The organism is Aquiflexum sp., assembly GCF_041749095.1.
Taxonomy (GTDB): Bacteria; Bacteroidota; Bacteroidia; order Cytophagales; family Cyclobacteriaceae; genus Aquiflexum.
In genome coordinates this window covers 1-22,874 of the sequence record NZ_JBGTCA010000418.1, presented here as the reverse complement: position 1 = coordinate 22,874, position 22,874 = coordinate 1, and the positions used below count along the sequence as shown (strand labels likewise).

Sequence of the window (22,874 nt, the reverse complement as noted above, 5' to 3'; positions counted from 1 at the left end):
TGGATGAGGGATAAAGAAAGGATGAAGGATAAGGGATGAAGGTGTAAGGGAAGAATTTTAGATTTTAGATTTTAGATCTAAGGTTGGTTAAAAGGATTGAGGAAAGGATGAAGGAGAAGGGCTGAAGGATGAAGGTAGGAAAGTGAAAGGGTGAAAATTAAAAAAATATAAAAAGACAAAAACAAAAGAAAGAAATGGAATCGAATCATCTGGGTAAACTACTAGGTAGTGGGCTTGGGTGTGAGGGGTAAAAAAACCGGCCGTCCCTCTCGGAAGGTGTGCGAACCAAAACGACCGGTGTTAATAAGTAAATTTAATATATGAAGTTATGAAAAATCAAGTGAAAAACCTGCTACGTGCAGGTGTATTTGTACTGGCTGCGGTATTTGCTTTTGCATTTACAGAGCCTTTAGATCCCAACCAAACTTACTACGCTTGGGATAATGGACCGGTTACAGTCATAATGGGAACTACACAGTTCAATTGTGATGAGAATGTCACTGAGCATTGTCTCTACAAAGATCCAGAACGCACGGATCCAGTTACAATTGAACAGGAAGGGAAGTTTCAACTTATCAGTCCTTGATCAAAAGAATTATTCAGGCAGTGCCTATTGGGCCCTGCCTGAATTTTTATTTTTTTTAAAGTTATCTGTTTGCAAATTCATTGGGAGGTACAGGAAGAACCTGCATCATTGGATCATCAGGTAAGGTATAAACCCTATCCCCGAGAACCCTTTTTATCTCCATTTTATAACCGGAATCCCCTGTCAATCTTTTGATGTCAGCCCATCTCCTTCCCCTGAACAAAAGCTCTTTTTTCCTTTCATCCAACAAAAATTTAAGCGGGTTTTCCAGAGAGTTTAAGCTGACAGGGGTAAAACTACCTTTCTTGAACCTAGATTCAAGAAAGGTGTTGATGGCATCCTCTGCTTTCATGGAATCTCCGCCCCTGAAGGCGCATTCAGCTTTTGTCAGGAGCATTTCGCCAACTGTGATCCCTGTAAAATATTGGTGTCCTGTGTTGAAACTTCCTTTGAAGTTAATCTGACCCTGAGGCCTTGAAAAAAAATAAATACCCCGGCGCAAATCATCAAAATGGTACATATTGAACAGGTCAGGATCAATCCGGGTCTCTGCACTGAAGGTCATACCTGAGTAGGTTGCCCCCAATGTATGGTAAATGACCTCACCATTGCCCCTTGGCACAGGGTAATTTGATTGGGGATTGAGTGTGGAAAAATCGAGTAAGGTATTCTGTATGGCCAAAGCATTTTCAGATGCTTCAAGGGCTTTGGGGTAATCCTTCATCATCAGGAAGACCCTAGCCTGCAATCCATAAGCAGCAGCTTTGGACGGTTGGGACCTTAACCTGGGCAATTCGGGCAATAATGATAAGGAATTTTCAATATCCAGTAATATCTGGTCATAAACTTCCAATAGGTTCCCAAAGTCAAGAATTGAATTGACATCTGCTTCCAGGGGCATCGGAACTGCCAAAATATGCTGTGCCGTTGCGGGATCATATTGAGGTGCAAACTGTTTGACCAAGTCTGCAAATGCATGGGCCCTCACGAAAAAGGACCTTCCTTTTAAATTGTCCCACAAATCAAGGTTGGAAGGGTTCCGGCCTATTTTATCCAACTGGGAAATACAGAAGTTGGCAGCGAAAATAATCTGGTATGGCCTGTTCCAGTCATTGGTGGATCCGTTCAGGTAGATCTCGGGATCCATGTCCCAGATGTGAAGGCTTTGGTACATCAGGTCCAGGTTATCATGTATCTCTGGGAGCAAGTAATATTCATCCGCAGCCATGATGTCAAGGGCAGTGGATACATTGATCCGTGATTCCGCATCCAGGATGGCCTGAACGCTTTCAATATCTTCAGGAACTTCAAGGTTGAGGTTCGGTTTGACATCCAGAAATTCCTCACAGCCCGAAAGGCTCATTTGGACCAGGAATATGTTTAAGATTATTTTGAATATGTTTCTTTTCATTGTAATTTTCTTTTTAGGTGTTGGAAATCAGAAATTAACATTGAGCCCAAAGGCAATGCTTGCAGGGGGGAGAATCTCCCTGAAATCAGGGTCGATTGGGTCTTTGCTTTTCTTCCATACTAACCCAATATTATTGGCATAGGTATATATTTCGGCGGACCTGAAAGGTAGTTTTCGACCGGTATCCCCAAAAATCCTGTACGAAAACCGGATATCCTGAAGTCTTACATGATCACCTCTTTCCACAAGATGGTCGCTGTATCGGTAAGTATTGTCCCTTAATGCATTGTTTGCCGCAGGCATTGAAGGAACTTGGGTAAAAATTTCATCTCCTGGGTTTTGCCATCTCCTTTCAAAATCAGCGTGCCCACCCCGTCCGGTGAGCGCAAGTCCATATAAGATGGATTCCCTTTGGTAATAATACCCCATCCTATATGAAATATTTACTGAAAGATCAAAATTCCTGTAACTGAAATTATTACGGACCGCACCGAAAATTGTAGGCCTTCTTGGGCCATGGAACTGTAAAGTCTCTGTTGTTAGATTTGAAAAAATAGCTGAATAGTTTTCACTTGTTTCGCCGTCAAGAATCCCCATTGGAGCCCCTGTGTCAGGATTCAGCCCGCCCCATGGAATGCTGTATATGGAAAACATGGGCCGGCCCTCCAAAGGGACCAATTGGTTCATTTGTGAAAGGTACTGTACCGGTGAATTTTCAAAAAAATAGTCCGTAACCTTTTCATGGACAGAGCTCAGGAGAAAATTTGTTGTCCAGTTAAATTCCCTGTCAATATTGAGAGATTGCAGGTCTATATCCACCCCCCTGCTTTCGGTACTCGCTGTATTTGCCCTAAAGAGCGCAAAGCCGGTGGATGGGGTATATGGGGTATCCCCTATCAGATCGGTGCCTGTTTTGAAATAAGCTTCAACCTGCCCCCTTATCCTGTTGTTGCGGGATTCAAAATCTAGCCCAAAGTTAAGTATCTTTATCCTTTCCCATCTCAACAACCTGTTTTCAGGGGTGAAGATATTGGCTGCCGGTTCACCGGCAGAAAGCATCAGGATATTGTTGGTGGAAAACTGTGCTGTGGTAAGGGCTGATACTGACTTGTCCACATTACCGTTTTCACCATAAGTTGCCCTGAATTTAAGAAATGGCAGCCATCCGGAACTGAAAAACTCCTCCTCTGAGATGATCCATCCCAACCCCGTAGACCAAAGTGGCACAGCGCGTTGGTTGGTTTCCACTCCAAAAAGATTGGATGCGTCCCTTCTAGCACTCATGGATAAGTTGTACCTTTTTTTGTAGGAATATCCTGCATTGAAATAACCAGACACAAACCTGTCAACAGTTCCCCTGTGCTGGGCACCATCAAAAATCCGTTGCTGTTGGCCAGTGGGAAGTATCCTGAAATTATTGACAAAATCGACAGGCTGAGACAGTCCAATATTTTCCCTGTATCCATAATACCTGTTGTTTCTTGACCCCATTTGAAAATCCTTGAGTTCCCATCCGGCAATTGCATCTATTCTATGGAACATCCCCAGGGATTTATTGTACCGCAACATTGTACGCAGGCTATGGCTGTAGGATCTTGCAATTGATTGGTCAAAAATGCTTCCCATAGGTACCGGATAAGTGAGTTTTCCGTCATCACCGATGACAGTGTATCTGTTGATAAAGTCCCTGGTACTGAAAAGATCTGTGGTCTGGAGGTTTTCGGTTGAATTGCTGTTTGTCCAATATTGGTAGAATCCTTCTGCCTTAAGACCCGGGAGCAGTTCATAGCCTGCATTGAAGTTTATGCGGATATCATCCTGGACTGAACTCAACCCGCTCCGTCCGATCTCATTGAGAGGGATATAGTTCCAATCCAACAGCCCCAGACCTTCCATACTGTCCACATATCTTCTGCTGAGCTGTCTCGTGATCGGGACAGGGTTTCCTTCCCTGTCAGTAAACACTTCATATGGAAAATCCGGATCAGGGGAAATGGTCCTGGTATCCACCTGTCTTTTGGCAAAGTAAATTCCTGTGCCAAGGTCCAGCCTGCCCTTCAACAGTTTCCAGTTGTTCCTGTTGTTGAAGGTATATCTTGTATTTCGGTTGCCGATAATATTTTCCAGATTGCGGTCCGTTCCCGCTGATATTGTATAGTTGAAATTTGATGTACCTCCACTAAGGTTTAGTGCGTATTGCTGGTTTACCGCAGGTCTATAAAAATGCTCCATCAATTCCCTTCTGGTGTCCTTTGTTCTGAACATGGCCAGTTTAAGGTCAAGTTCCTCTTCCGAAATCAGCCCGTTCCGCGCCTGTATCATGGCCTCCACTCCAGGAGAAAGAGGTGGTCTCAAAAAGGAATTCTCCGAAGAATTATAAAAATTCCGGTTGAAAAGCATGATTTCAAGGTCAATGAAATCATCCATTCCCATGACAGGCCTATAGAAAAGGTCCAGTTTTCCAATGATGTTGATGTTGCTGTTGAAACTGAACCTTGGTGCGGATTCAAAGCCTTTTTTTGTAGTGATTACTATTACCCCATTTCCCGCCTTTGCACCCCAAATAGAAGCTGCAGAGGCATCCCTAAGGACTGTGATACTTTCGACATCATTTGGGTTGATGTTGTCAAGAGGGCCGTCATAAGGGAAATTATCAATAATGATCAAAGGCTGGGTATTGGCAAAGAGCGTGTTTCTTCCCCTGATACTGATTGGATCATTGGCAGGACCTGTCCGGTTGAAAATCAGGCCTGGGGTCACATCTTCCAACCTGTCAATCAGGTTGGTGCTGACCCTCCGGTTGACCAGGTCCCTGTCAAGTGTGACAAAAGATCCCGTGGCCCTTTCTCTGGGTATTTCCTGATAGCCGGTGGCCATGATTTCCACCCCTCCAAGTTCTGTTTCCTTTACTAACATTTCTAAGTTCAATACAGTGTTTTCCTTGAGGTCCACCTGGTGTTGCTGTTTTTCAAATCCTAAATAGGAGACAGTCAGGATATATTTTCCGGCATCAAGTGTCAGTTTATAATTTCCATTTTCATCTGAAATGGTACTTGCTGCGAAATCTCCCGGAGAAATTATTGCCCCTGGCAGGGGTTCCCCTGTAGTTTTGGCGCTGACCTTTCCCTCAAGGTCAAACTTTATGGTCTGGGCAATATTTCCTGAGCAGATCAGAAATAGCCCTGTTAAGAGTATGATTGTTCTCATTGCTGTTGATGGGATTTAAAGTGTGGGTCAATATGTTTATCGGATTTTCAGTTTTTCGATTTCGGCAGAGATCCCCTCACAGGTCCTGTCAGAAATACCAAGGCCTGTCAGTTTTCCGTTTTTATCGATCAGTTGTAACTGGGGAGCAGAAGTAATATTAAAATAGCTCAGGTATGGATGTTCAGATGCACGGTCCTCTCTTCCGGTCCATAAATGCAGCATATCCTTTGAAACAAAAATGCCGGAATCCCTGTGCCTGTCCCATAATTCCCTTTTTCTGTCCAGGCTTACCGAAACAAAGGCCACCTCAGGGTCATTGCGGTACTTTTCCGCCAGTCTATCCATCTGGGTCTCTGTGAAGAATTTGCATGCAGCGCAGCCTGCCAGCCAGGTTTCCAACAGGACTACCCTGCCACTGAAATCTGTCATACTTACTTCATTGCCATGGCGGTCAAGAAAGGGGAAACTTGGAACGGGCAATCCCGGGCTTGCGGCGATGTACCAAGGTTCTAGAAGTTCCCTGAATTCCCGGTTCTCCAATTCAGAAAGGAAAGTCCCGAAGTCTTTTACCCCGATTGCAACCAGTACATTTTTATCCAAAAAATAAGATGTGAGAACTGCCTCTCTCAATGCAGTTTCGGGTTCTACTTCGCCGGAAACTTCCAAAACTGACCTGCCTGTCAGTGTGGCTTTTGATCTCATTCTATATTCCTGCATCTTCAGGTAATTGGGAGAAAGCGAAGGGTCAAATTGACGGGAAAACCGTTCTATTTCCTGCTCCATTTCATCGAAGGCCTTAGCAAATTCACCCAAAAGTTCAGGGGCATTGTCCAAGATGTCTTTGATGTTGTAATTGTTGAAGCTGTACATGTTTTTATAGTGTACTTTTGAATAAGTATCTGCCATAACCGCGTTGAAAACATGCTCCGGGACCTTGGATTTGTAGTATTCCTGTAAAAACCCGAATTCATCCGACCTTAGTGGTCCGAGGTTTGATTTCATCATGTCAATCCGTCCGGTCCTTTGATGTATTGGAATTACCTTTCTCCGGAATTTGAGGTTGTTATCCCTGATGATTTCCAGGGCTTCCTGACCGGGCATTCCGGAAACCGAAAAGTCCAACATTGCAGGGCTTTCAAAAATTGACCTTTCGATCAGGGCATTCATTTGGGAGACCATTTCAAAGCTGTGCCTCGAAGGGCCGGCAAAGAGTACTTGCTGGTTTATCTGGTCAAATTTGATTTTTATGCTATCGCCCCTTGAAAGTAGGTAGGGGCCGTAGGAAAAACCATCAATCGGATCCTCGAATGAAATCCATGCCGGGAGTTGATGGGCAGGTATATCCAAAGAAAAGTCCCTGCTTTTGGGATTGAAGGTGCCTTTGAAAAAATGTGGATTGTCATACCTGATGAGGGAATCTATGGTTGAAGATTCATTTTTTCTCATTTCAAAAGGACTTTGCCAAAGCCTGAACCTGATGCTGTCTTTGGGTTTCAGAAAATAGGTTTCACCAAAAAGAACAGCTCCCAGGTCATTATTGCTATACTGTGCCATGACTGTCGTGACTGTCAAACAATGGCATATCAGAATCAGGAGAATTGATTTTACTTGCATTGGTTTTTGTTTAATGTTGGAAATTGGATGAAAAGGAGGCCGGACAACATTACAATCAACTAAATTATCCGGCCCGGAAAGCAAGCTTTCCCTCCCTGCCGTAGTACCGACACCTTGTGTGAATCCGCTAGCTACATTTGGGTCTATTGAATCGATTTACCTTATGAGAGAAGCCACAGGGAGCCTATAGGGTGTTGAGCAACTAATCCATAGGGCGTTATCCTGAATCCATATAGTAATTAGAGGTTTGGAGGTATCTTTTAATCATAATTGGTGTGGGTTATGGTTGAATTGAATTTTTCAAGTTATTGGCGGACCATTTTGCGGATGCATAGCAACCTGATGATCTGGAACCTGCTCAGCATGAGTGCATAAGGATATCTACTACCCATCCGGATCAGTTCACGAAACCTTTTTTGATCGCAATCGGTGACATCAATTTGATTTTCCAATCCGGATCTGATGCTACGGTATAGACATGGCAGTGCCAGCAAGCAAGTTTTTGAGAATTGCTTCATTGGGAAGATGGAAGTTTGGAGGTAGGAAGGTGGAAGAGCCAAGAAGCGAGAGCCAAGAATCAAGACTAGCCCAGTATTGGAATCTAGGTTTTTGTCCCCGATTTATAGTGGGGCCTAATATCTTATGTCTTTAGTCTTACGTCTTCCTCAATCTACCTCTGGTTAAGAAATGAAATTATGAGGTGTACCGTTGTCCTCTGCAGCGAATTGGGGGACGAGGGGGTGGATTGCCGGCCTGAAAAGGGTATCTTAGTCTACATGTGGGATCGTATGCCGGCCAATCCTGGGAAAATAGGTTCTAAATAGGGTTTTTTGGCTTTCTTTCGAAAATGATGTCGAAAGTTGATCGCCTTTGATTTCGGGCTAAACTTTTATTTAATGCCGTTAGACTCTGAAATTGAAGAGGATTGGATATTGGCTTGGTACCAATGGACATTAGCTGATCACCCTTTATTGGAATCGGAAGGCAGTATGTTTCAAATGGAAGAACTAATGTCATGCACAATTTTATGCATTTACTTTTGAAAAAAAGATTTTATGCAGTAGTTTAGGGTGTGCTAAAAGTAGTTTAACACTACTATTTAGATTGTTTTGATAAAAAATAGAAGAAGTGGACTTTGTTTGTCCCAATTATTTAAAAAATCCATTAAATTAGTATAATAAGACGTTAACCATGGGAGAGAATGATGATTCCGGCTTTACAGTGCTGGAGAATAAAAATATAGGGAGAAACCTGGCAACTTTCCGAAAGTTACGGGACAGAAAGGCTATGGAAGTGGCTGAATATCTTGGGATAAAGGAAGCTGCCTATACAAAGTACGAGAGAGGGGAAAGCAAAATAACGATAGACCTGATCCAAAAAGTGGCTGAATTTTTAAATGTGGATCCATTGCAAATCGTCAGTGCCAATCCTGGCCATGTGATAGAACACTTGACTAATTCACCTTTTTCAATTTCCGGAAACGTAAAAGCGAACTACGCAGATAAAAATCAGACTGAAGTAATGCTGAAGATGATGGAAACTATGATGCAAATGAATGAGGCTATCAAAAAGATATTAGAGAGTAAATGATTGAAAAGTTGCTTAAGATTGAAGAATAATTTTTGAAAAAGCCCTGGATTTGGGGCTTTTTTTATTGGTCAAGGGTAAAAATACCGTGAACAGGGTATTTTTTTAGCGTTTTTGATTTCTTAATTTAGGAAACTGAATTATGTCATTAAAGGATATGAAACGTCATTAACGATTTTTAAGACAAAAGTAAATGGAATTAAAGTCTGTTTACAATGGGTATGTGGCAGGTGGGGAAGTTGATTTGGATCTATTAACACCTTATTTTCCATATGATTGGTGCATGGTAGATGAAGATGGGTATGAACTTAATCTTTCCCATGGAAAGGGTCTATTTGCCATAACTTTTATCCATAGGAAAAAGAAGATGATGGCTTTTGATCTAATTGACCCCATCAAGCCGGAAAAAGAGATATCGGATTTTCTATGAAGAAGGCATGGTATAGGTTTATCGATTTTTGTACCAAAAAAGGTATAGACAGAGTGGTTGGATCGCGGGTCCTAGTTTATTTTATTTCCTTCTTTTTTGCATTGATTTTTGCAACATACCGTGATAGGTTTTTGAGCAGTACAAAACTATTTTTTTCAAGTATTTTCAAATTCAGTACTTTGGATTCAATATTTTTTGATTGGCTTACCTTGTTTTTCTATTTAATCTTAATGTTTTGGTTATACATATTGGCGACCCATTATGGCAGGATTAATAAAATAGGAAGTGAAAAAATGAGAATCGCAATCGAAGAAATAAAAACCACATTTTTCAGAACTCCAAATATTAGGATTTTTCTCTTATATGGTAATTTGACCAAATATATTATTCAATCATTTCATTTGGCAAGAAACCTTTACGGGCAAAACCCAATTCCTGAAGCAATATATTCAAACACAATTAAAGATGCTTTGGGCGAGGTGTGTAAGGTAATCCATCAGTTTATGGATCAGCCAAAAGAAGAATTCAGTGCCAATATTATGGTGTTTATAGATAATCGCAAAGTAGAAGGCTCCAGGATTATCAATGAACTCAAAAAAAATAAAGAATTATTTATAATCGGAAATCATTTGGACAGTTCATGTTTTAATGGGGTTTTACTTTCTTTGAATGAACTGAATTATAATATGGATAATATCCAACCTAATCTATTTGCTATTCCACTTCTAAACAATAAGTTAATAAAAGAAAAACAAATTCCTGGAGCAGCATCAGCATTTTTTGATGGTGAATTTATTATGGATGATACATTGAAAATCGAAGACAATCATGTTGAGATTTCGAATGATATCAAAAGCCAAGCAGAGGTATTCTATAAAAAAAATAAAGATAGATTTAGAAGTTTCGGGAGTTTTTCAATATCTTTAATTGACTCTGATCACAGTAATAAAAACAAACATATTATGATTGGCGTTTTAACTTTATATTATAAAAATATTAATATCTTGGGAGAAGGAACTTCATTTCATTCCACTTTTAATGCCTTATTGCAGCCTATTCTTCATAGTTTGGCATCAGAATTGGACAACTATTTGAATATGTACAGGGATGATTTAATTAAAAAAAACTATTTTAACCATGAAACAAATGCCCCGAAATGAGACTCAAATGTCTACAGATGAATTGTTTAGGAAAAGACTTCAAAAATTAAGGGAGGTTATTGATGAGGATATCCTAAATATGTCAACTGCCATTAAAGACAATGGTGGTTCTCCAATTGTTGAGAAAGACGGAGGTATCTCTATCATTAATGGAAATGAGCGAACTTATGATGAGATATTTTCGGAAACCTATTGACGATATAAATTAAACATACAATTTAGAATGGTATGAAAGTCTTTCTATTATATCTGTGCTTTTAATTTAGAGTAACATTTTAAATTCTTAATCGCTTCTACTTTTTGAATATCCAATATATGATATAGTGCCACTACCAAACAATAAATTGCTTTTTTTGACATCCTAAAAAACAAATATTTTAACCTTTTATATTTTTAAAATATTAGGTAAATTGCTGATAACACTATAGTTGATTTTGAAAGTCGTTCAAGTAGGCACCTAAACATTTATAATTATGGAGTTAGATGTTTTTTTTGAAAAATTGAATTCCGAAGATGAAATCAGTTTTAAAGAAAGTGTTGTCGAAATTATAAAGATAATAGGCACAAATATCACCGAATATGAGGGTGTGGAAGAAGAACTCTTGGTTAGTATTAAGTCGGGGAAGTATGCCACAATGTTTGATATTCTGTGGGATGTGATGATGATGGAACTTAGGTTCAGGATCAATCACTTGGGTCTTGAAGCTTTTAATCAGGGGAATGGCATGGGATATATTTTGGGAACAAAGAAAGACCTTGAAAATCTGCCACTCAATAACAAACTGATTGACATCGCCTCCAATATGGATGCCTTATTTCCATCTCAGGAAATAGCACTGAGGGCTATGCAAAATCAGGTTGGAATGCTCAAAGGAAAATTTCAGGGGGATCTTAACATGCAGCTATGGCTTGAGTTAGAAGAGTTTCTGGAATCTTTCATTACTTTTTTTGATAGTGCTGCATTGGAAAGTTGGACAATTGGAGAAAGGGTTTTGTTTTTGGTCCTTAATTCCGATGTAGAGGATCTTTACCCCATCCTCAATGTTAAATTTGAGCTGTTAAAAGAAGATGAATTGGAGGAGGTTGCTGAGAAAATATTTATTGGTTATTTGGATGAGGATATTACCTTGGGTCAAGAGGCATGCATTGATTTATGTTTTACATCAGTATGGAGGTTGTTGCCTGAAAAGAGTTTGACAAGATTGACCGATAAAATAAATGAAAGTCTTAAAGGTTGTACCGAATATGAATTGGTGGCAGCTATCCGATTGTTGAGAATGGTTGGTGCGCTTGATTACCTATCCGGAAGAAATATAGTGAAGTTGCTAGAAAGTCATTTTTCAGATCTGGCAGAAGATTATCCATTTGATACCCCCCATATGACTATAAGGTTAATTTTGGATCTGAAATTTTTTGGAGTGGCCTATTTGCCAAAAGCAAGGTATAAAGTAGCTGCGAGAGTTTTTCTGAATTTTTATATGGGATATGCAAACAATCCGGAGGGAGAAGGTAAAGAGGATATAGAAGAGGCTGTACATTTTATTCCTGAATTGCTTGGGGGTTGTAAGCTTGAATTTTTGGAGTGTTTTAACATAAAACTAGGGAAATTGGAGGCCAAAGAATCTAAAAAATCCAATAAAGGTGGGTTTGAAATGCTACATGATTTGAGGAGGGCTATCAATAGGCGTAAGGATATTGGAGGAGAGGGTTGAGGGGGGTGAATTGGGGTTGATATTGTTGAGATCAAAAACTGTACACCCGGAAAATTTTATGTGGTGACTCAATTAATATTAGGTTGATGCATAATTTCTGGGTGGGTTAAACCTTTAAATATAATCTTCAAATAAATCCAGTTGATTTAATTCAATATCTGGAACACCTCCAAATTCTCCTTTTAAATAATCACTTTTAAAGGATTTGTCACTTCTAGCACCCTCTTTATGAATTGAGGTTAACTCAGTCCCTAATTTTGTTTTTGAAATTAAAAGAATTTGGTCTCTCCTAAGAAGTTTTCTATCCATTAAATCCAACATATGATTACTAAAAACTAATTGTCCCCCATGGGGATTGAATTTACTGCTACAATACAGGTTAACAAGAAAATATACTAATTTAAAATGAAGTCTTGCATCCAATTCATCAATAACAATTGGGTTCCCATTTTGAAGACTGTTTATTATTGGGCCAGCTATTGCAAAAAACTTTTGAGTTCCAGCTGACTCTTCCTTTAAGTCAAAATCAATAATTCCTGTCTCTTGTCCATTTAAATCAAAAACTTTATGTCGCGTGAATATTTGAAATTGTTCAGGTGAATTTTTTCTTACTAATTCTTTCAATTCCAAGCTCAAGAATTGCATTAAGTTTTCATCAATGTTCACTGTTTTTACTTCTACCCCTTCGAATTCAAGTCCTGCTGCACGGAAAACAGTTAATAAAAACTCATTATGCTTTTTTTTCTCTAGAAGTTTGGCTGTATATCCAGTAAATGAAGGGTAATTAGTTTCAGTAATTATTGTCAAGTTGGTAAACCATCCAATTATTTGTGAAGATATTGTTCCATTTAGTTGAGCCAATATTGATAAAAATAATGATGTCGGTCTAACAAATTTATTTTTCCCATACCCTTCCGAGAAAGAGGTGCCAAGTTCAATTTCTCCTTCATTTCTTTCAAAGTATAATTTTTCGGTTGTCTTCTGAACCAAATATAGATATTCACGGAGAATGGTTGTTTTGTTAACAATGAAACCATACTTATACCTTTGATTATTAACTATAAAGTCTATTTCAAATTGACTTGGTTCATTTTGTGATTTCAAAAGCAATTTATATGCTTCTACTTCTATAGTTCTGTTAGGTTGGTATTGAAGGGCAGAATTTAGAATAAAATCTCTCATAAAGCTCAATCCTTTAATCAAGTTTGTTTTTCCACTTGCATTTGCTCCATATAAAGCAAGGGTTTTTAATAGGCTTATTTTGTTGAATTCAGTATTTATTAGGTTCGTATCCTCGTGTTGTTTTAAAGTTTCGGCAATAAAGGACAATGTTAATCTCCGATATATAGATTTATAGTTTTGAATTGAAAATTGAAATATCATTATTTTACAGATTTTTGTTATAAAGAAGTATATTCAGTGAATATAGTCGAATTAATTTCCAAAATTATCAATTATGTGTAAATTATACTTGGTGGATCAAAATTTTTATTCTAAATTTAGCTCAATAAAGAGAAGGTTATAAAATCTGAAAGAAACTTAAATGAATTTAATCTAATGCTGATGTAATTAAAATAAATTTATATCTTAAAAAATAAAAAAACCAGGCGAAATTCACCTGGCTTATTTCTTCCATAACGGAAATTTAAGCCTTTTAAAGGCTTAAGGTATTGTTGATTTTGCACCTCAAACTTACCTTTTTTTAAAGAAGAAAGCAAGCCGCTCGTGGATTTTTGTCACATGGAATAGTGTGTATTGAGCAGGATAATTAGGTCCTAAACCTCATACTTCCTAGAAAAACACTTTATACATTTAAATAATGTGGAGTTAGAATTGCATTTATATATATCAACTAAAAAAATCATGGTGACAAATAAACCATTTGGCGACAATGCAAGAAAAGGTGCTGTGAAAAATCGGTCCAAAGTCCATATCCCTAATACTGGTCAATGGACTAAAAGAGGATCAGAAACAGGGAATTTCATAGACGGAAGGAAGAAAAGGACCCAATTAAAGGAGTGAGAAAGGAGAAGCAATGAAGATAGAACAAACTAACAATTATTATGTCGAAACCATTTAAAATCCTGTCAATTGACGGAGGAGGTATAAGAGGATTAATACCAGCGAAAGTTCTTATGGAACTAGAGAGGGAATTACAAAAAACATCTCCCCACAAGAAATTATATGAGCATTTTGATTTGATATGCGGCACCTCGACTGGTTCGATTTTGGCAATTGCAATTGCCCTAGGAATACCCGCATCAGATCTAGTAAAATTTTACTACGATCATGCTAAGGTGATTTTTCCAAAATGGTATTTGAAGGTAATACCAAGGGGAGTAAGAGTTTTTGTTAGCTCAATCTATAGCAATAAGCCCCTGCAGAAAACTCTGGAAAAGGTTTTCACTGAGGCAAATGGGGGGAAAATCCCACTCTTAAAAGATCTAAAAACTAGGATTTGCATCCCTACATTTAATGGAAACGATGGGCAAATAAATATTCTTAAAACTCAGCACCATAAAGAATATTTACGTGACTACAAACTACCAGCTCATCAAGTAGCTCTCTCTAGTGCATCTGCACCTGTGTATTTCCCCCCACATACGTTTTCATTCTCTAATGAATATGGCTCTGGCAAAAATGTTAACATGATAGACGGTGGGATTTTCGCAAATAATCCATCGCTTATCGGCATTCTAGAAGCCACAGAGAAATTAGGACACTCCTTTTCCGAAATTAGTCTATTGTCGCTAGGAACAGGTAGAGGGAAGCACATCATAAAAACTGGATGGAAACCAAAAGATATTTGGTACTGGTTGTTTCCTAAACCACGATTGCTAGATATTATTCTAGATAGTCAATCACAAATCACCGAACAATACATCAACTTTTTAAAACGTACCTGTGAAAAAACCGGAAATGGCTTCGATTACCTTCGAATCCAATATGATTTAGGAGGTGATACAATAGATCTGAATGCATCTAGTAAAAAAGATTTAGACAGATTAGAAGCTATTGGCGATGAATTGGCAAAAAACAAACTCACAGAAATTATAAATCACCTTAAAACAAAATAACTATGGCAAACTGTCACAACCTTTTCTTGGAATTCCATGATGAAATTTCAATCGGATCAAGTAAAAAAAATCGAATGATCTCTTCAAAAGAATCACTAAGAAGAAGAATTCGAAAATGGTTTAAAGAAAACCACCCAGAATATGTTCCTAAATTTTATATTCAGGGCTCTCACAAAATGAAATCAAGTGTTCGGACAAAAGAAGACATTTGTGATCTAGATGATGGAATTTATTTCTTTAGAGAACCAGACGTATCTCCAACTACTATTCAAGGATGGGTCTGGGAAGCAGTAAATGGTTATACCGAAACCAGCCCCGAACACAGAAAAAAATGTATCCGATCAATTTTTTCTGGAGATTATGAAATCGATCATCCCGTTTACTATAAAGTAGATGGTGAAAATTATAAACTAGCTATTAAAAATGGTGATTTTGAAGATAGCGATCCAAAGGAAATGGTTGAATGGTTTCAAAGAAAGAAAGATAAGGATGGGAAACTGATCAGGAATGTAAAGTACCTCAAAGACTGGTGCGATTACTGTGATCATAAAATGCCCAGTGGGTTAGCAATGACCATTCTAGCCACAAATGCTAGTGAGAAAATCGTGCTAAACCAGCGGGATGATATAACTTTAAGAGATTTCCTTAAAGAAATTAAAAAGGAATTGGACAGAGATTTTAAGTGTTTAGTGCCTGCTGTCCCAAATGATGATTTATTTGCTGGTTACGATGAAGATCGCATTAACAGTTTCTTGACTTCGCTTAATAGGTTCATTGAAGATGCAGATAAAGCATTACGCGAGGAAAACCAATTAGTGGCAAGTAAACTCTGGAGAAAACACCTTGGTGACCGTTTTCCAGAAGGCAAAAATGAAAAGCGGCAATACAATTCTCTTCATTCAGCTGCCATTCTAGCAGGAGCTTCTACCTCAAATCCCTGGGCTTGTGAATAGTAGCAACTATCTCTTCAAAGAGGAGGCCCTTGGCTGCATAAGTAAATACCCAAGGTTAAAATATGTTGAGGAAAAGGAAGGAATTCCTACAATTCAAGGTGAATTGATACTGAAAAATGATCAGGGTGAGGAAATAGATTCTTATAAAATTAGAATTGTTTGCTCTCAAGATTATCCTTTTAGCTTTCCGAAGGTATTTGAAACCGGGGGTAGGATTCCACCAAATATAGAATGGCATGTTCATACGGATCGTCATGCCTGTATATGCACTTGGCCAGAAGAATTAATTTTATGTAGTCAAGGTATAAAATTATCCTATTTTATTGAAGGTCAGGTTATTCCATATTTTTTCAATCAAAAGCATCGTGAAACATTTGGTTTTTTCTTCAATGAACGAGCTCATGGTATTCGGGGGAATCTTGATTTTTTTAAAGAGGAATTTAGGACAAATGATCTGCAATTAGTATTTCACTGTCTCCAATATATAAAGAGAAACAAAGAACCCAACCGCGTACATGAATGCTTCTGCGGAAGTGGAAAAAAATACAGAAAGTGTCATCGAGAGGAATTTAGAAAATTTAAAGCACTTCCTTTCGAAATGATAGATCGATTCATCAAATTTATAAAAAGTTCTGAACCAAATTTACTTTTAGAATTATAAGTAAATATTATTTAACACCGCACTTATGAATAAATTCCACCATTTAATTTTTTGATATAGAATGATTATTTTGAAGTAAAATGGTTCTATTTGTTTATTTTATTTGGAGAATTCAGAGTTTTAAAAATCCCTGGGAGATTGAATACCCAAGAAGGTTTTACCTCCTGCCCACTGAAGGGGGTTTTGACTTGTTCGTGTATGGAGGATTTGTCTTTAACTGACCGGGTAACATGGGGATATCACATGAGAAGGAACAAACTTTTACTCCTTTCTTTTACCGAAAATTTGCTTTCCTTCCTTATCTTGAAAAATCTTCTAGCATTAATGTCTTTTTAATCCAATAATCACCTATGTCTCTTTTCCAAAGTTCTGTACTTAAGAAATACCTTGCTTCCCAAGACCCTGCTGCAGTCTCTGCGGCTTATGCATTATACACTGCCTATTTCCATAATCCCCATATACGGGCAAATATACGGGCGGCTAAAGAAGAGCAGTTTCAGGAGGGATTTCTTAGGGAGCTTTTTGTCAAAATCCTTGGCTATACCATCAACCCTGAGCAGGATTACAATCTGACCACAGAGCTTAAGAATATCAAAGATGCCAAGAAAACAGATGGAGCAATTCTTAAAAATGGAAGTGCAATTGCAGTAATCGAACTCAAAGGCACAGATACCAAAGACCTTGACAAAATCAGAGATCAGGCATTTAACTACAAGAACAATCAACCTGATTGTGTCTATGTTATTACCAGCAATTTCGAAAAGCTGCGGTTTTATATTGACAATGCGGTGGATTATGTGGAGTTTTCTATCCTTGGGATGCAGGCGGAGGAGTTTAAATTGCTTTGGCTGATCCTTCAAAAGGATAACCTGCTAAACGGTATCCCCAAAAAAATCAAAGAAGAGTCCCTGGTCGCAGAGGAAAAGATCACCAAACAACTTTATGCCGATTATTCTTCCTTCAAACAGGAACTTTGGCAGGATATGGTCGCTAAAAATCCTGAACTGGATGAACTGCTGCTTTATAAGAAAAGCCAAAAGCTGCTTGACCGCTTTCTATTTATCTTTTTTGCTGAGGACAAAGGACTGCTCCCACCCAATTCCATTATGGAAATCGTCAATCAATGGGTCAGCCTTAAAGACCTGGATGCCTATACCCCACTCTATGACAGGTTCAAGTTATATTTTGGTTATCTGAATACCGGCAGGTTTACACCTGGAAAAGCTGAAATCCATGCATATAACGGTGGCCTTTTTGCTCCTGATCCGGTTTTGGATACGCTTCAAATTTCGGATAGGGTTATAGAAAAACACGTTCGCAAAATCACTGAATACGATTTTGAATCTGAAGTGGATACCAATATCCTTGGACATATCTTCGAGCATAGCCTTAATGATATTGAAAATGTCCGTGCCCAGCTTGCAGGTCAGGAGGTGGACAAGTCCAAAACCAAACGCAAGCGTGACGGGGTATTCTATACGCCCAAATACGTCACCAAGTATATAGTGGACAATACCTTGGGCAGGTTATGTACTGAGAAAAAAACTGAGTTGGGAATTATCGATGAGGACTTTGCGGAAGGCAAAAGAGGAAGGCAGAAAAAAACAATCCAAAGGCTCAAAGAAAAACTGGATACCTATCGGACTTGGCTGCTCCAACTCACTATCTGCGATCCCGCTTGCGGCAGTGGGGCATTTCTTAACCAAGTTCTGGAATTTCTGATGGCAGAGCACCGCTATGTGGATGAACTTGAATCCCAACTTTTCGATTCCTCCCTTATACTACCAAATGTAGAAAACCATATTCTTGAAAACAATATCTTCGGTGTGGATATCAACGAGGAATCTGTACAGATCGCCCGTCTTTCCCTATGGCTGCGCACTGCCAAAAAAGGTCGAAAACTCAGCAGTCTCAATTCCAATATCAAAGTAGGAAATTCACTAATCGATGATCCTGAAGTGGCGGGAGAATTGGCTTTCAACTGGCAGGAAGAATTTCCACAGGTTTTTGTCAAAGGAGGATTTGATGTGGTGGTCGGGAATCCGCCTTATGTAAGGCAAGAGTTATTTGGAAATATAAAGCCGTATTTGGAAAATAACTTTAATGTATATGAAGGCACCTCTGATCTTTTTGCATATTTCTATGAATTGGCTTTCAGAATTAACAAAAATGATTCATTATTTGGTTTTATATCAAATACATTCGAAAAAACAAAAGCAGCGAATAAGTTAAGAGATTTTTTAAAATTGGAAACAGAATTTCTTGAATATATAGATTTTACAGAGGTACAAATCTTTGAAGGAGCAACAACCTACCCAATAATTCTAATTGCAAAAAATAGGAAAAAACCTGAAAAGGAGTTCTGTTATAAAAAAGTACCAAGAAATTTACAAGGTAGAGTAATCGATATCGATCTTCTTGAAGAAACCAAAGTTATACAAAGTTCACTTTCATCTGATAGTTGGAGCTTTAATTCTAATAAATTATTCAAAATACTTGATAAAATACACTCTCATAGGAATATAAGAGATCAATTCGGTAAATGCTATAGGGGGATAGTAACTGGATACAATGAGGCTTTCATAATAAATAACGAAATCAAAAATGCCTTAGAATCAATCCATCCTAATTCCAAAGAATTAATTAAGCCTTTTTTTGAAGGAAAGGACCAAAGTAAATGGAATTCGGAAAAGATTGATAAATACATCATTTTTACCCGAAGAGGTACGGATATTACTAGATACCCTGCAATAGAAAATTACCTTAATCGATTTCGGGAAAGATTAACTCCAAGAAATTCAGAGGATCAAACAATAGGAAGAAAACCAGGACCCTACAAATGGTTTGAAATCCAAGATTCTGTAGATTATTTTGAATTATTTGAGAATCCTAAAATCACTTGGCCAAATCTCCAGTCTCAACCCAAATTTTCAATTGATTTAAATGGTTTTTATATAAATGCGCCATCTGTAATTCTTCCATCGTCAAATCTTACTTTACTTTGCATAGTTAACTCAAAGCTTATTTGGGAATTCCTTAAATCAATTTGTGTGGTTAGAAGTGGTGGCTATATTGAGGTAAAGCCTCAATATTTTGAACAGATACCGATACCTGAACTTCAAAATGAAGAAGTTTTTGAAAGTTTAGCTAATTTGATTATTGATGCAACCAAGAACCTTCAATTAATAACATCAAATCTTTTGGGTTTGCTTCAAACCAAATTCTATCTCGACAAACTCTCCACAAAACTCCAAAATTGGCCATCTTTGAATTTTAAGGAATTTTTGGGTGAGCTAAAAAAGGCTAAAGTAAAATTGAGTCTGTCAGAAGAAGCCGAGTGGATGACTTATTTCAACGAACAAAAAGCCAAAACCCAAGCCTTACAATCAGAAATCAGTTGCATCGATCGGGAGATTGATGGGTTGGTTTATGAGTTGTATGAGTTGACGGAGGAGGAGATTATGGTAGTGGAGGGGGGGTGAGGAAAATGAATAAAAAAAAGATGGATACCTATTATAGAAACGACATTTGCAACCTTTTACTATGGCATTTACAAAGAGCCGGAAGAGAAGTTGAAAAAGAGAAATCATCAAAATTTGAAGAGTCTTATAAAAAAAGATTGAAGTTTCAGAAAACAACTGATTGGAAGAAATTTAGGGCTTGTATTGATTTATTTGAAGACACAGAATATGCGATAATTAGCGCATTCATGTTTCAATTAGGTGATTTGAATAACAAGAACAGGGATTTTGGGGAAATGAATATTAGATTATACGGGATTTTAAATGCTTTTTATCTTCAAATTTATTCCATTATTGGGTTAGCAACTCTCCTTCATTACCCTAATCCAAAAAGTATAGAAAAGCGGTTTAAGGATTTACCCATCTATAAATTGAGAGGGATCGCAGGCTCTCATACAATAAATTTTCAACTAGATTCTGAATTGTTGGAAGATAAAAAGGAAATTGATAAAATTACTAGTTTTAGAATTGTTCAAGCTTATCTAAATAAATCGGGCAATAAAATAGTCGTTATTGATGAAAACAATATTCAGTTTGAATTTAATCTTTTAGAGACCCTCAGTGAATATAAAGAAATATCCACTGAATATTTAATAAATATAATTAATCACTCAATTGAATCACTTGTTTTAAAAAAAGCAGATCGAATTGAAATGAATAACAGATTATCTGAATTGACCTCGAATCTTATTGATTATAGTGAGATCAACGAAAACAAAAAGTATGGTGAGAAAATCAAAAAAAGATATAAAAAGTATTTATAGACTTTCCCATAGGAAAATTTAACTCCCCACAAACCCGAATCGATCAGTTGGTTTATGAGTTTTATGCGTGGTCAGAGAAGAAAATAAGGATATTGGGGGATATGTTTTAAAAATGTTAAATAAATTGGCTCTATAATATCCTCCTCCGAAGTTCCAATAAATTTAAAGAAGTGAAATGCGTGATGAAACAATTATGGCTTTTCTCAAAAATCTCAACAAGGGAAAAAGCAGAAATTTAATTTTCAAAAATTCCATTGGAGAAAATGTTGAATATGCTAAGGTCTGGATTTGGCAAAGGGGCAAGTATACTTACAAGGACCAAGATTTTTTCCTAATTAAAAATGGAGATGGAAAATACGTGTCGGCAATTTATGGAATGAATGATTTTCACTGGGTCACTCTGTATGAAGAAAGAGGTAAAAACTATTTGTCCAATGCCCTAAGAAATTTTGTCATTCCGTTTCTATGGGGCCCAAATAGACAAGAAATTCATGAACCTTTTAAAGTTTCAATTAATAGAGGTATTGGACCTAGGAATTTTAAATCCTCACTTGGACTTGCCAAGTCGATAGGTTTTAAAGTAGATAATCAAAATGATTTTAAAATAGAATTACTACTGAGCTATGATGATTTTATTACTAAAGATGTTGCGACTCCCAATTTGACTCCAAGTTTGGATTCCGATACCAAAATTCAACTTTTAGAAAAAAGTAAAATAGTTAATGATCTGTTCTTGCAAATTAAAGGAGAGCTGGAAGTAAGATTAGGGGAGAACAAACTTGAAAAGTTTGAAAAGGTACTTGATCTTAAGCGAAAATTGGAAAATATAATTGATGATTATGAGTTTAGAAAAAATGAGGGACGAGGCTGAAAATAACTTTTTGCCCAATATTATTTTTATAGGAACTAGAATTTCTATCCTATGGGGTTAATCTATCATTATACTAGATTTGAGACTTTCATGGCTTTCATATGGCCAAGTGGTTATCTCCGGACTAATTTCCTGCGCCATATGAACGATCCAAGAGAACTGTTAAGCTGGTCTTTCGGGAGCATAAATCTCCCATACGAAAAGATCTTTGAAGGGTACTATTCGGATAAAACACATATCGATTGTCAACAGAAATATGGCAATATGATTAAAGATAAGTTTCAAATACTTTCTTTTTCCGGTGCCCAAAATGAGGGCTGGAATAATGAGATGATGTGGGCACATTACGGAGGTATGCATTCTGGTGTATGCTTGGAGTTTGAAGAGGATATCCTTTTAGACAACTTAGCAACTAAATATCCTGAGATTGAGTACCATCTGGAAAATGTCAGCTATTCAAACAATAACAAAAGTCCTTGGATTAATTGGCAACCAAATAAATCGGAAGAAGAGAATATGAGCGATATTCTTGGCTATTTGGTTAAAGATATGACTCTCACAAAGTCAATTTTTTGGGAAAAAGAGGATGAAAGACGATTGGTTTGCAAAAACGTTGACAAACAGCTTTTTATACCGATACAAAAAGCATTGAGAACCGTTTACCTGGGTGTTACATTTAATAAAAATGGGAAAGAAATGGTAGAAAGCGTTTTCAGAAGTCTTACCGGAAGATGTAATCTTTCGATAATGGTATATCAGCATAATCGATTTGAGAGATGGGGAATGAGGTTGGATTCGACTGGTCAGATCATTACTTGTGATTTTGATGACTTGACCTGATAGAAATAAAAAAGAGGCCTAAACGTAGCCCCTATTGTTTTTCTGAATTTGCAATTCCATTTCTGAAAAGTTCATCCACTTCAGGGTTGTTTTGGACAATTATTATTTACCTTTTCCCTAGGTTTCACCTAGGGCTATTGAGAAGTTCGATCCTTTCAGGATCTTGACCACTTCGTGGTCATTATTCCCCGTCTCGGCGTAGTCTATTGCCTTTCAGCTTTGAGGTTCGCGTGACGCTAAGCGTAGATTGCATCTACGCTTTAATATTTTTCGGAATTTGTAATTTCATTTCCAAAATGTTCAACACCCTTCGGGGTTGTTTACCTCTTTCCAATGTTCTTTTTTCCCTAGGTTTCACCTAGGGCTATTCAGAAGTTCGATCCTTTCAGGATCGTTATTTTTTGTCACATGGAAATACCAAACTTCGACCCCGACAGGGGTCAAACTTCTCAATAACCGCGGGTGAAACCCGTGGAAAAC

At 37.7% G+C, this 22,874-nt stretch carries 19 protein-coding genes; 14 read left to right on the top strand and 5 right to left on the bottom strand.

Going from position 1 to position 22,874, the window contains the following annotated elements; genetic code table 11:
• Positions 1-328: 328 nt before the first annotated feature.
• On the top strand, positions 329-586 hold the full coding sequence (locus ACEW8O_RS19075; RefSeq protein WP_373496222.1) for a hypothetical protein: 258 nt from the start codon (positions 329-331) through the stop codon (positions 584-586).
• 61 nt (positions 587-647) lie between these two features.
• On the opposite strand, the gene ACEW8O_RS19070 is transcribed toward ACEW8O_RS19075, so the two are convergent.
• The 4 genes from ACEW8O_RS19070 to ACEW8O_RS19055 all read right to left on the bottom strand — a co-directional run bounded on the left by ACEW8O_RS19070 (position 648) and on the right by ACEW8O_RS19055 (position 7,336).
• The gene (locus tag ACEW8O_RS19070) at positions 648-1,997 is read right to left on the bottom strand and encodes a RagB/SusD family nutrient uptake outer membrane protein (protein WP_373496221.1); all 1,350 of its coding nucleotides are present in this window, start codon (positions 1,995-1,997) and stop codon (positions 648-650) included.
• Between the two features lie 27 nt (positions 1,998-2,024).
• On the bottom strand, positions 2,025-5,204 hold the full coding sequence (locus ACEW8O_RS19065) for a SusC/RagA family TonB-linked outer membrane protein (protein ID WP_373496220.1): 3,180 nt from the start codon (positions 5,202-5,204) through the stop codon (positions 2,025-2,027).
• Between the two features lie 36 nt (positions 5,205-5,240).
• Positions 5,241-6,818 carry a TlpA family protein disulfide reductase gene (locus tag ACEW8O_RS19060; protein WP_373496219.1) on the bottom strand — a complete coding sequence of 526 codons (1,578 nt, stop codon included), beginning with the start codon at positions 6,816-6,818 and terminating at the stop codon, positions 5,241-5,243.
• Positions 6,819-7,123: 305 nt separating this feature from the next.
• Entirely contained in the window at positions 7,124-7,336 is a 213-nt protein-coding gene (locus ACEW8O_RS19055; protein WP_373496218.1) for a hypothetical protein, read from the bottom strand.
• Positions 7,337-8,009: 673 nt separating this feature from the next.
• Between ACEW8O_RS19055 and ACEW8O_RS19050 the strand changes: the two genes are divergently transcribed.
• The 5 genes from ACEW8O_RS19050 to ACEW8O_RS19030 all read left to right on the top strand — a co-directional run bounded on the left by ACEW8O_RS19050 (position 8,010) and on the right by ACEW8O_RS19030 (position 11,707).
• The gene (locus ACEW8O_RS19050) at positions 8,010-8,408 is read left to right on the top strand and encodes a helix-turn-helix domain-containing protein (protein WP_373496217.1); all 399 of its coding nucleotides are present in this window, start codon (positions 8,010-8,012) and stop codon (positions 8,406-8,408) included.
• Between the two features lie 190 nt (positions 8,409-8,598).
• Positions 8,599-8,835, top strand: coding sequence for a hypothetical protein (locus ACEW8O_RS19045; RefSeq protein WP_373496216.1), 237 nt, complete (start codon positions 8,599-8,601; stop codon positions 8,833-8,835).
• A 293-nt stretch (positions 8,836-9,128) separates the two neighbouring features.
• A complete protein-coding gene (locus ACEW8O_RS19040; protein WP_373496215.1) occupies positions 9,129-9,995 on the top strand; it encodes a hypothetical protein in 867 nt (288 codons plus the stop codon).
• Positions 9,982-10,191 carry a hypothetical protein gene (locus ACEW8O_RS19035; protein WP_373496214.1) on the top strand — a complete coding sequence of 70 codons (210 nt, stop codon included), beginning with the start codon at positions 9,982-9,984 and terminating at the stop codon, positions 10,189-10,191. Before ACEW8O_RS19040 ends, ACEW8O_RS19035 begins: the two co-directional genes overlap by 14 nt.
• Before the next feature lie 277 nt (positions 10,192-10,468).
• Positions 10,469-11,707 carry a hypothetical protein gene (locus tag ACEW8O_RS19030; RefSeq protein WP_373496213.1) on the top strand — a complete coding sequence of 413 codons (1,239 nt, stop codon included), beginning with the start codon at positions 10,469-10,471 and terminating at the stop codon, positions 11,705-11,707.
• Positions 11,708-11,821: 114 nt separating this feature from the next.
• Here ACEW8O_RS19030 and ACEW8O_RS19025 read toward each other — a convergent pair whose 3' ends face one another.
• The gene (locus tag ACEW8O_RS19025) at positions 11,822-13,090 is read right to left on the bottom strand and encodes an ATP/GTP-binding protein (RefSeq protein WP_373496212.1); all 1,269 of its coding nucleotides are present in this window, start codon (positions 13,088-13,090) and stop codon (positions 11,822-11,824) included.
• Positions 13,091-13,570: 480 nt separating this feature from the next.
• On the opposite strand from ACEW8O_RS19025, the gene ACEW8O_RS19020 reads away from it, so the two are divergent.
• The 8 genes from ACEW8O_RS19020 (at position 13,571) to ACEW8O_RS18985 (ending at position 22,394) form a co-directional block, all read left to right on the top strand.
• Positions 13,571-13,729, top strand: coding sequence for a hypothetical protein (locus ACEW8O_RS19020; RefSeq protein WP_373496211.1), 159 nt, complete (start codon positions 13,571-13,573; stop codon positions 13,727-13,729).
• 41 nt (positions 13,730-13,770) lie between these two features.
• On the top strand, positions 13,771-14,784 hold the full coding sequence (locus ACEW8O_RS19015) for a CBASS cGAMP-activated phospholipase (RefSeq protein ID WP_373496210.1): 1,014 nt from the start codon (positions 13,771-13,773) through the stop codon (positions 14,782-14,784).
• 2 nt (positions 14,785-14,786) lie between these two features.
• On the top strand, positions 14,787-15,737 hold the full coding sequence (locus ACEW8O_RS19010; RefSeq protein WP_373496209.1) for a cyclic GMP-AMP synthase DncV-like nucleotidyltransferase: 951 nt from the start codon (positions 14,787-14,789) through the stop codon (positions 15,735-15,737).
• Complete coding sequence (locus ACEW8O_RS19005) at positions 15,730-16,398, top strand: SEC-C metal-binding domain-containing protein (RefSeq protein WP_373496208.1); 669 nt, start codon at positions 15,730-15,732, stop codon at positions 16,396-16,398. The genes ACEW8O_RS19010 and ACEW8O_RS19005 overlap by 8 nt, the downstream gene beginning before the upstream one ends.
• A 350-nt stretch (positions 16,399-16,748) precedes the next feature.
• Complete coding sequence (locus tag ACEW8O_RS19000; protein WP_373496207.1) at positions 16,749-19,880, top strand: Eco57I restriction-modification methylase domain-containing protein; 3,132 nt, start codon at positions 16,749-16,751, stop codon at positions 19,878-19,880.
• 20 nt (positions 19,881-19,900) lie between these two features.
• On the top strand, positions 19,901-20,683 hold the full coding sequence (locus tag ACEW8O_RS18995) for a hypothetical protein (protein WP_373496206.1): 783 nt from the start codon (positions 19,901-19,903) through the stop codon (positions 20,681-20,683).
• Between the two features lie 175 nt (positions 20,684-20,858).
• The gene (locus tag ACEW8O_RS18990) at positions 20,859-21,554 is read left to right on the top strand and encodes a hypothetical protein (protein WP_373496205.1); all 696 of its coding nucleotides are present in this window, start codon (positions 20,859-20,861) and stop codon (positions 21,552-21,554) included.
• A gap of 141 nt (positions 21,555-21,695) precedes the next feature.
• The gene (locus ACEW8O_RS18985) at positions 21,696-22,394 is read left to right on the top strand and encodes a DUF2971 domain-containing protein (RefSeq protein ID WP_373496204.1); all 699 of its coding nucleotides are present in this window, start codon (positions 21,696-21,698) and stop codon (positions 22,392-22,394) included.
• Positions 22,395-22,874: the final 480 nt, after the last annotated feature.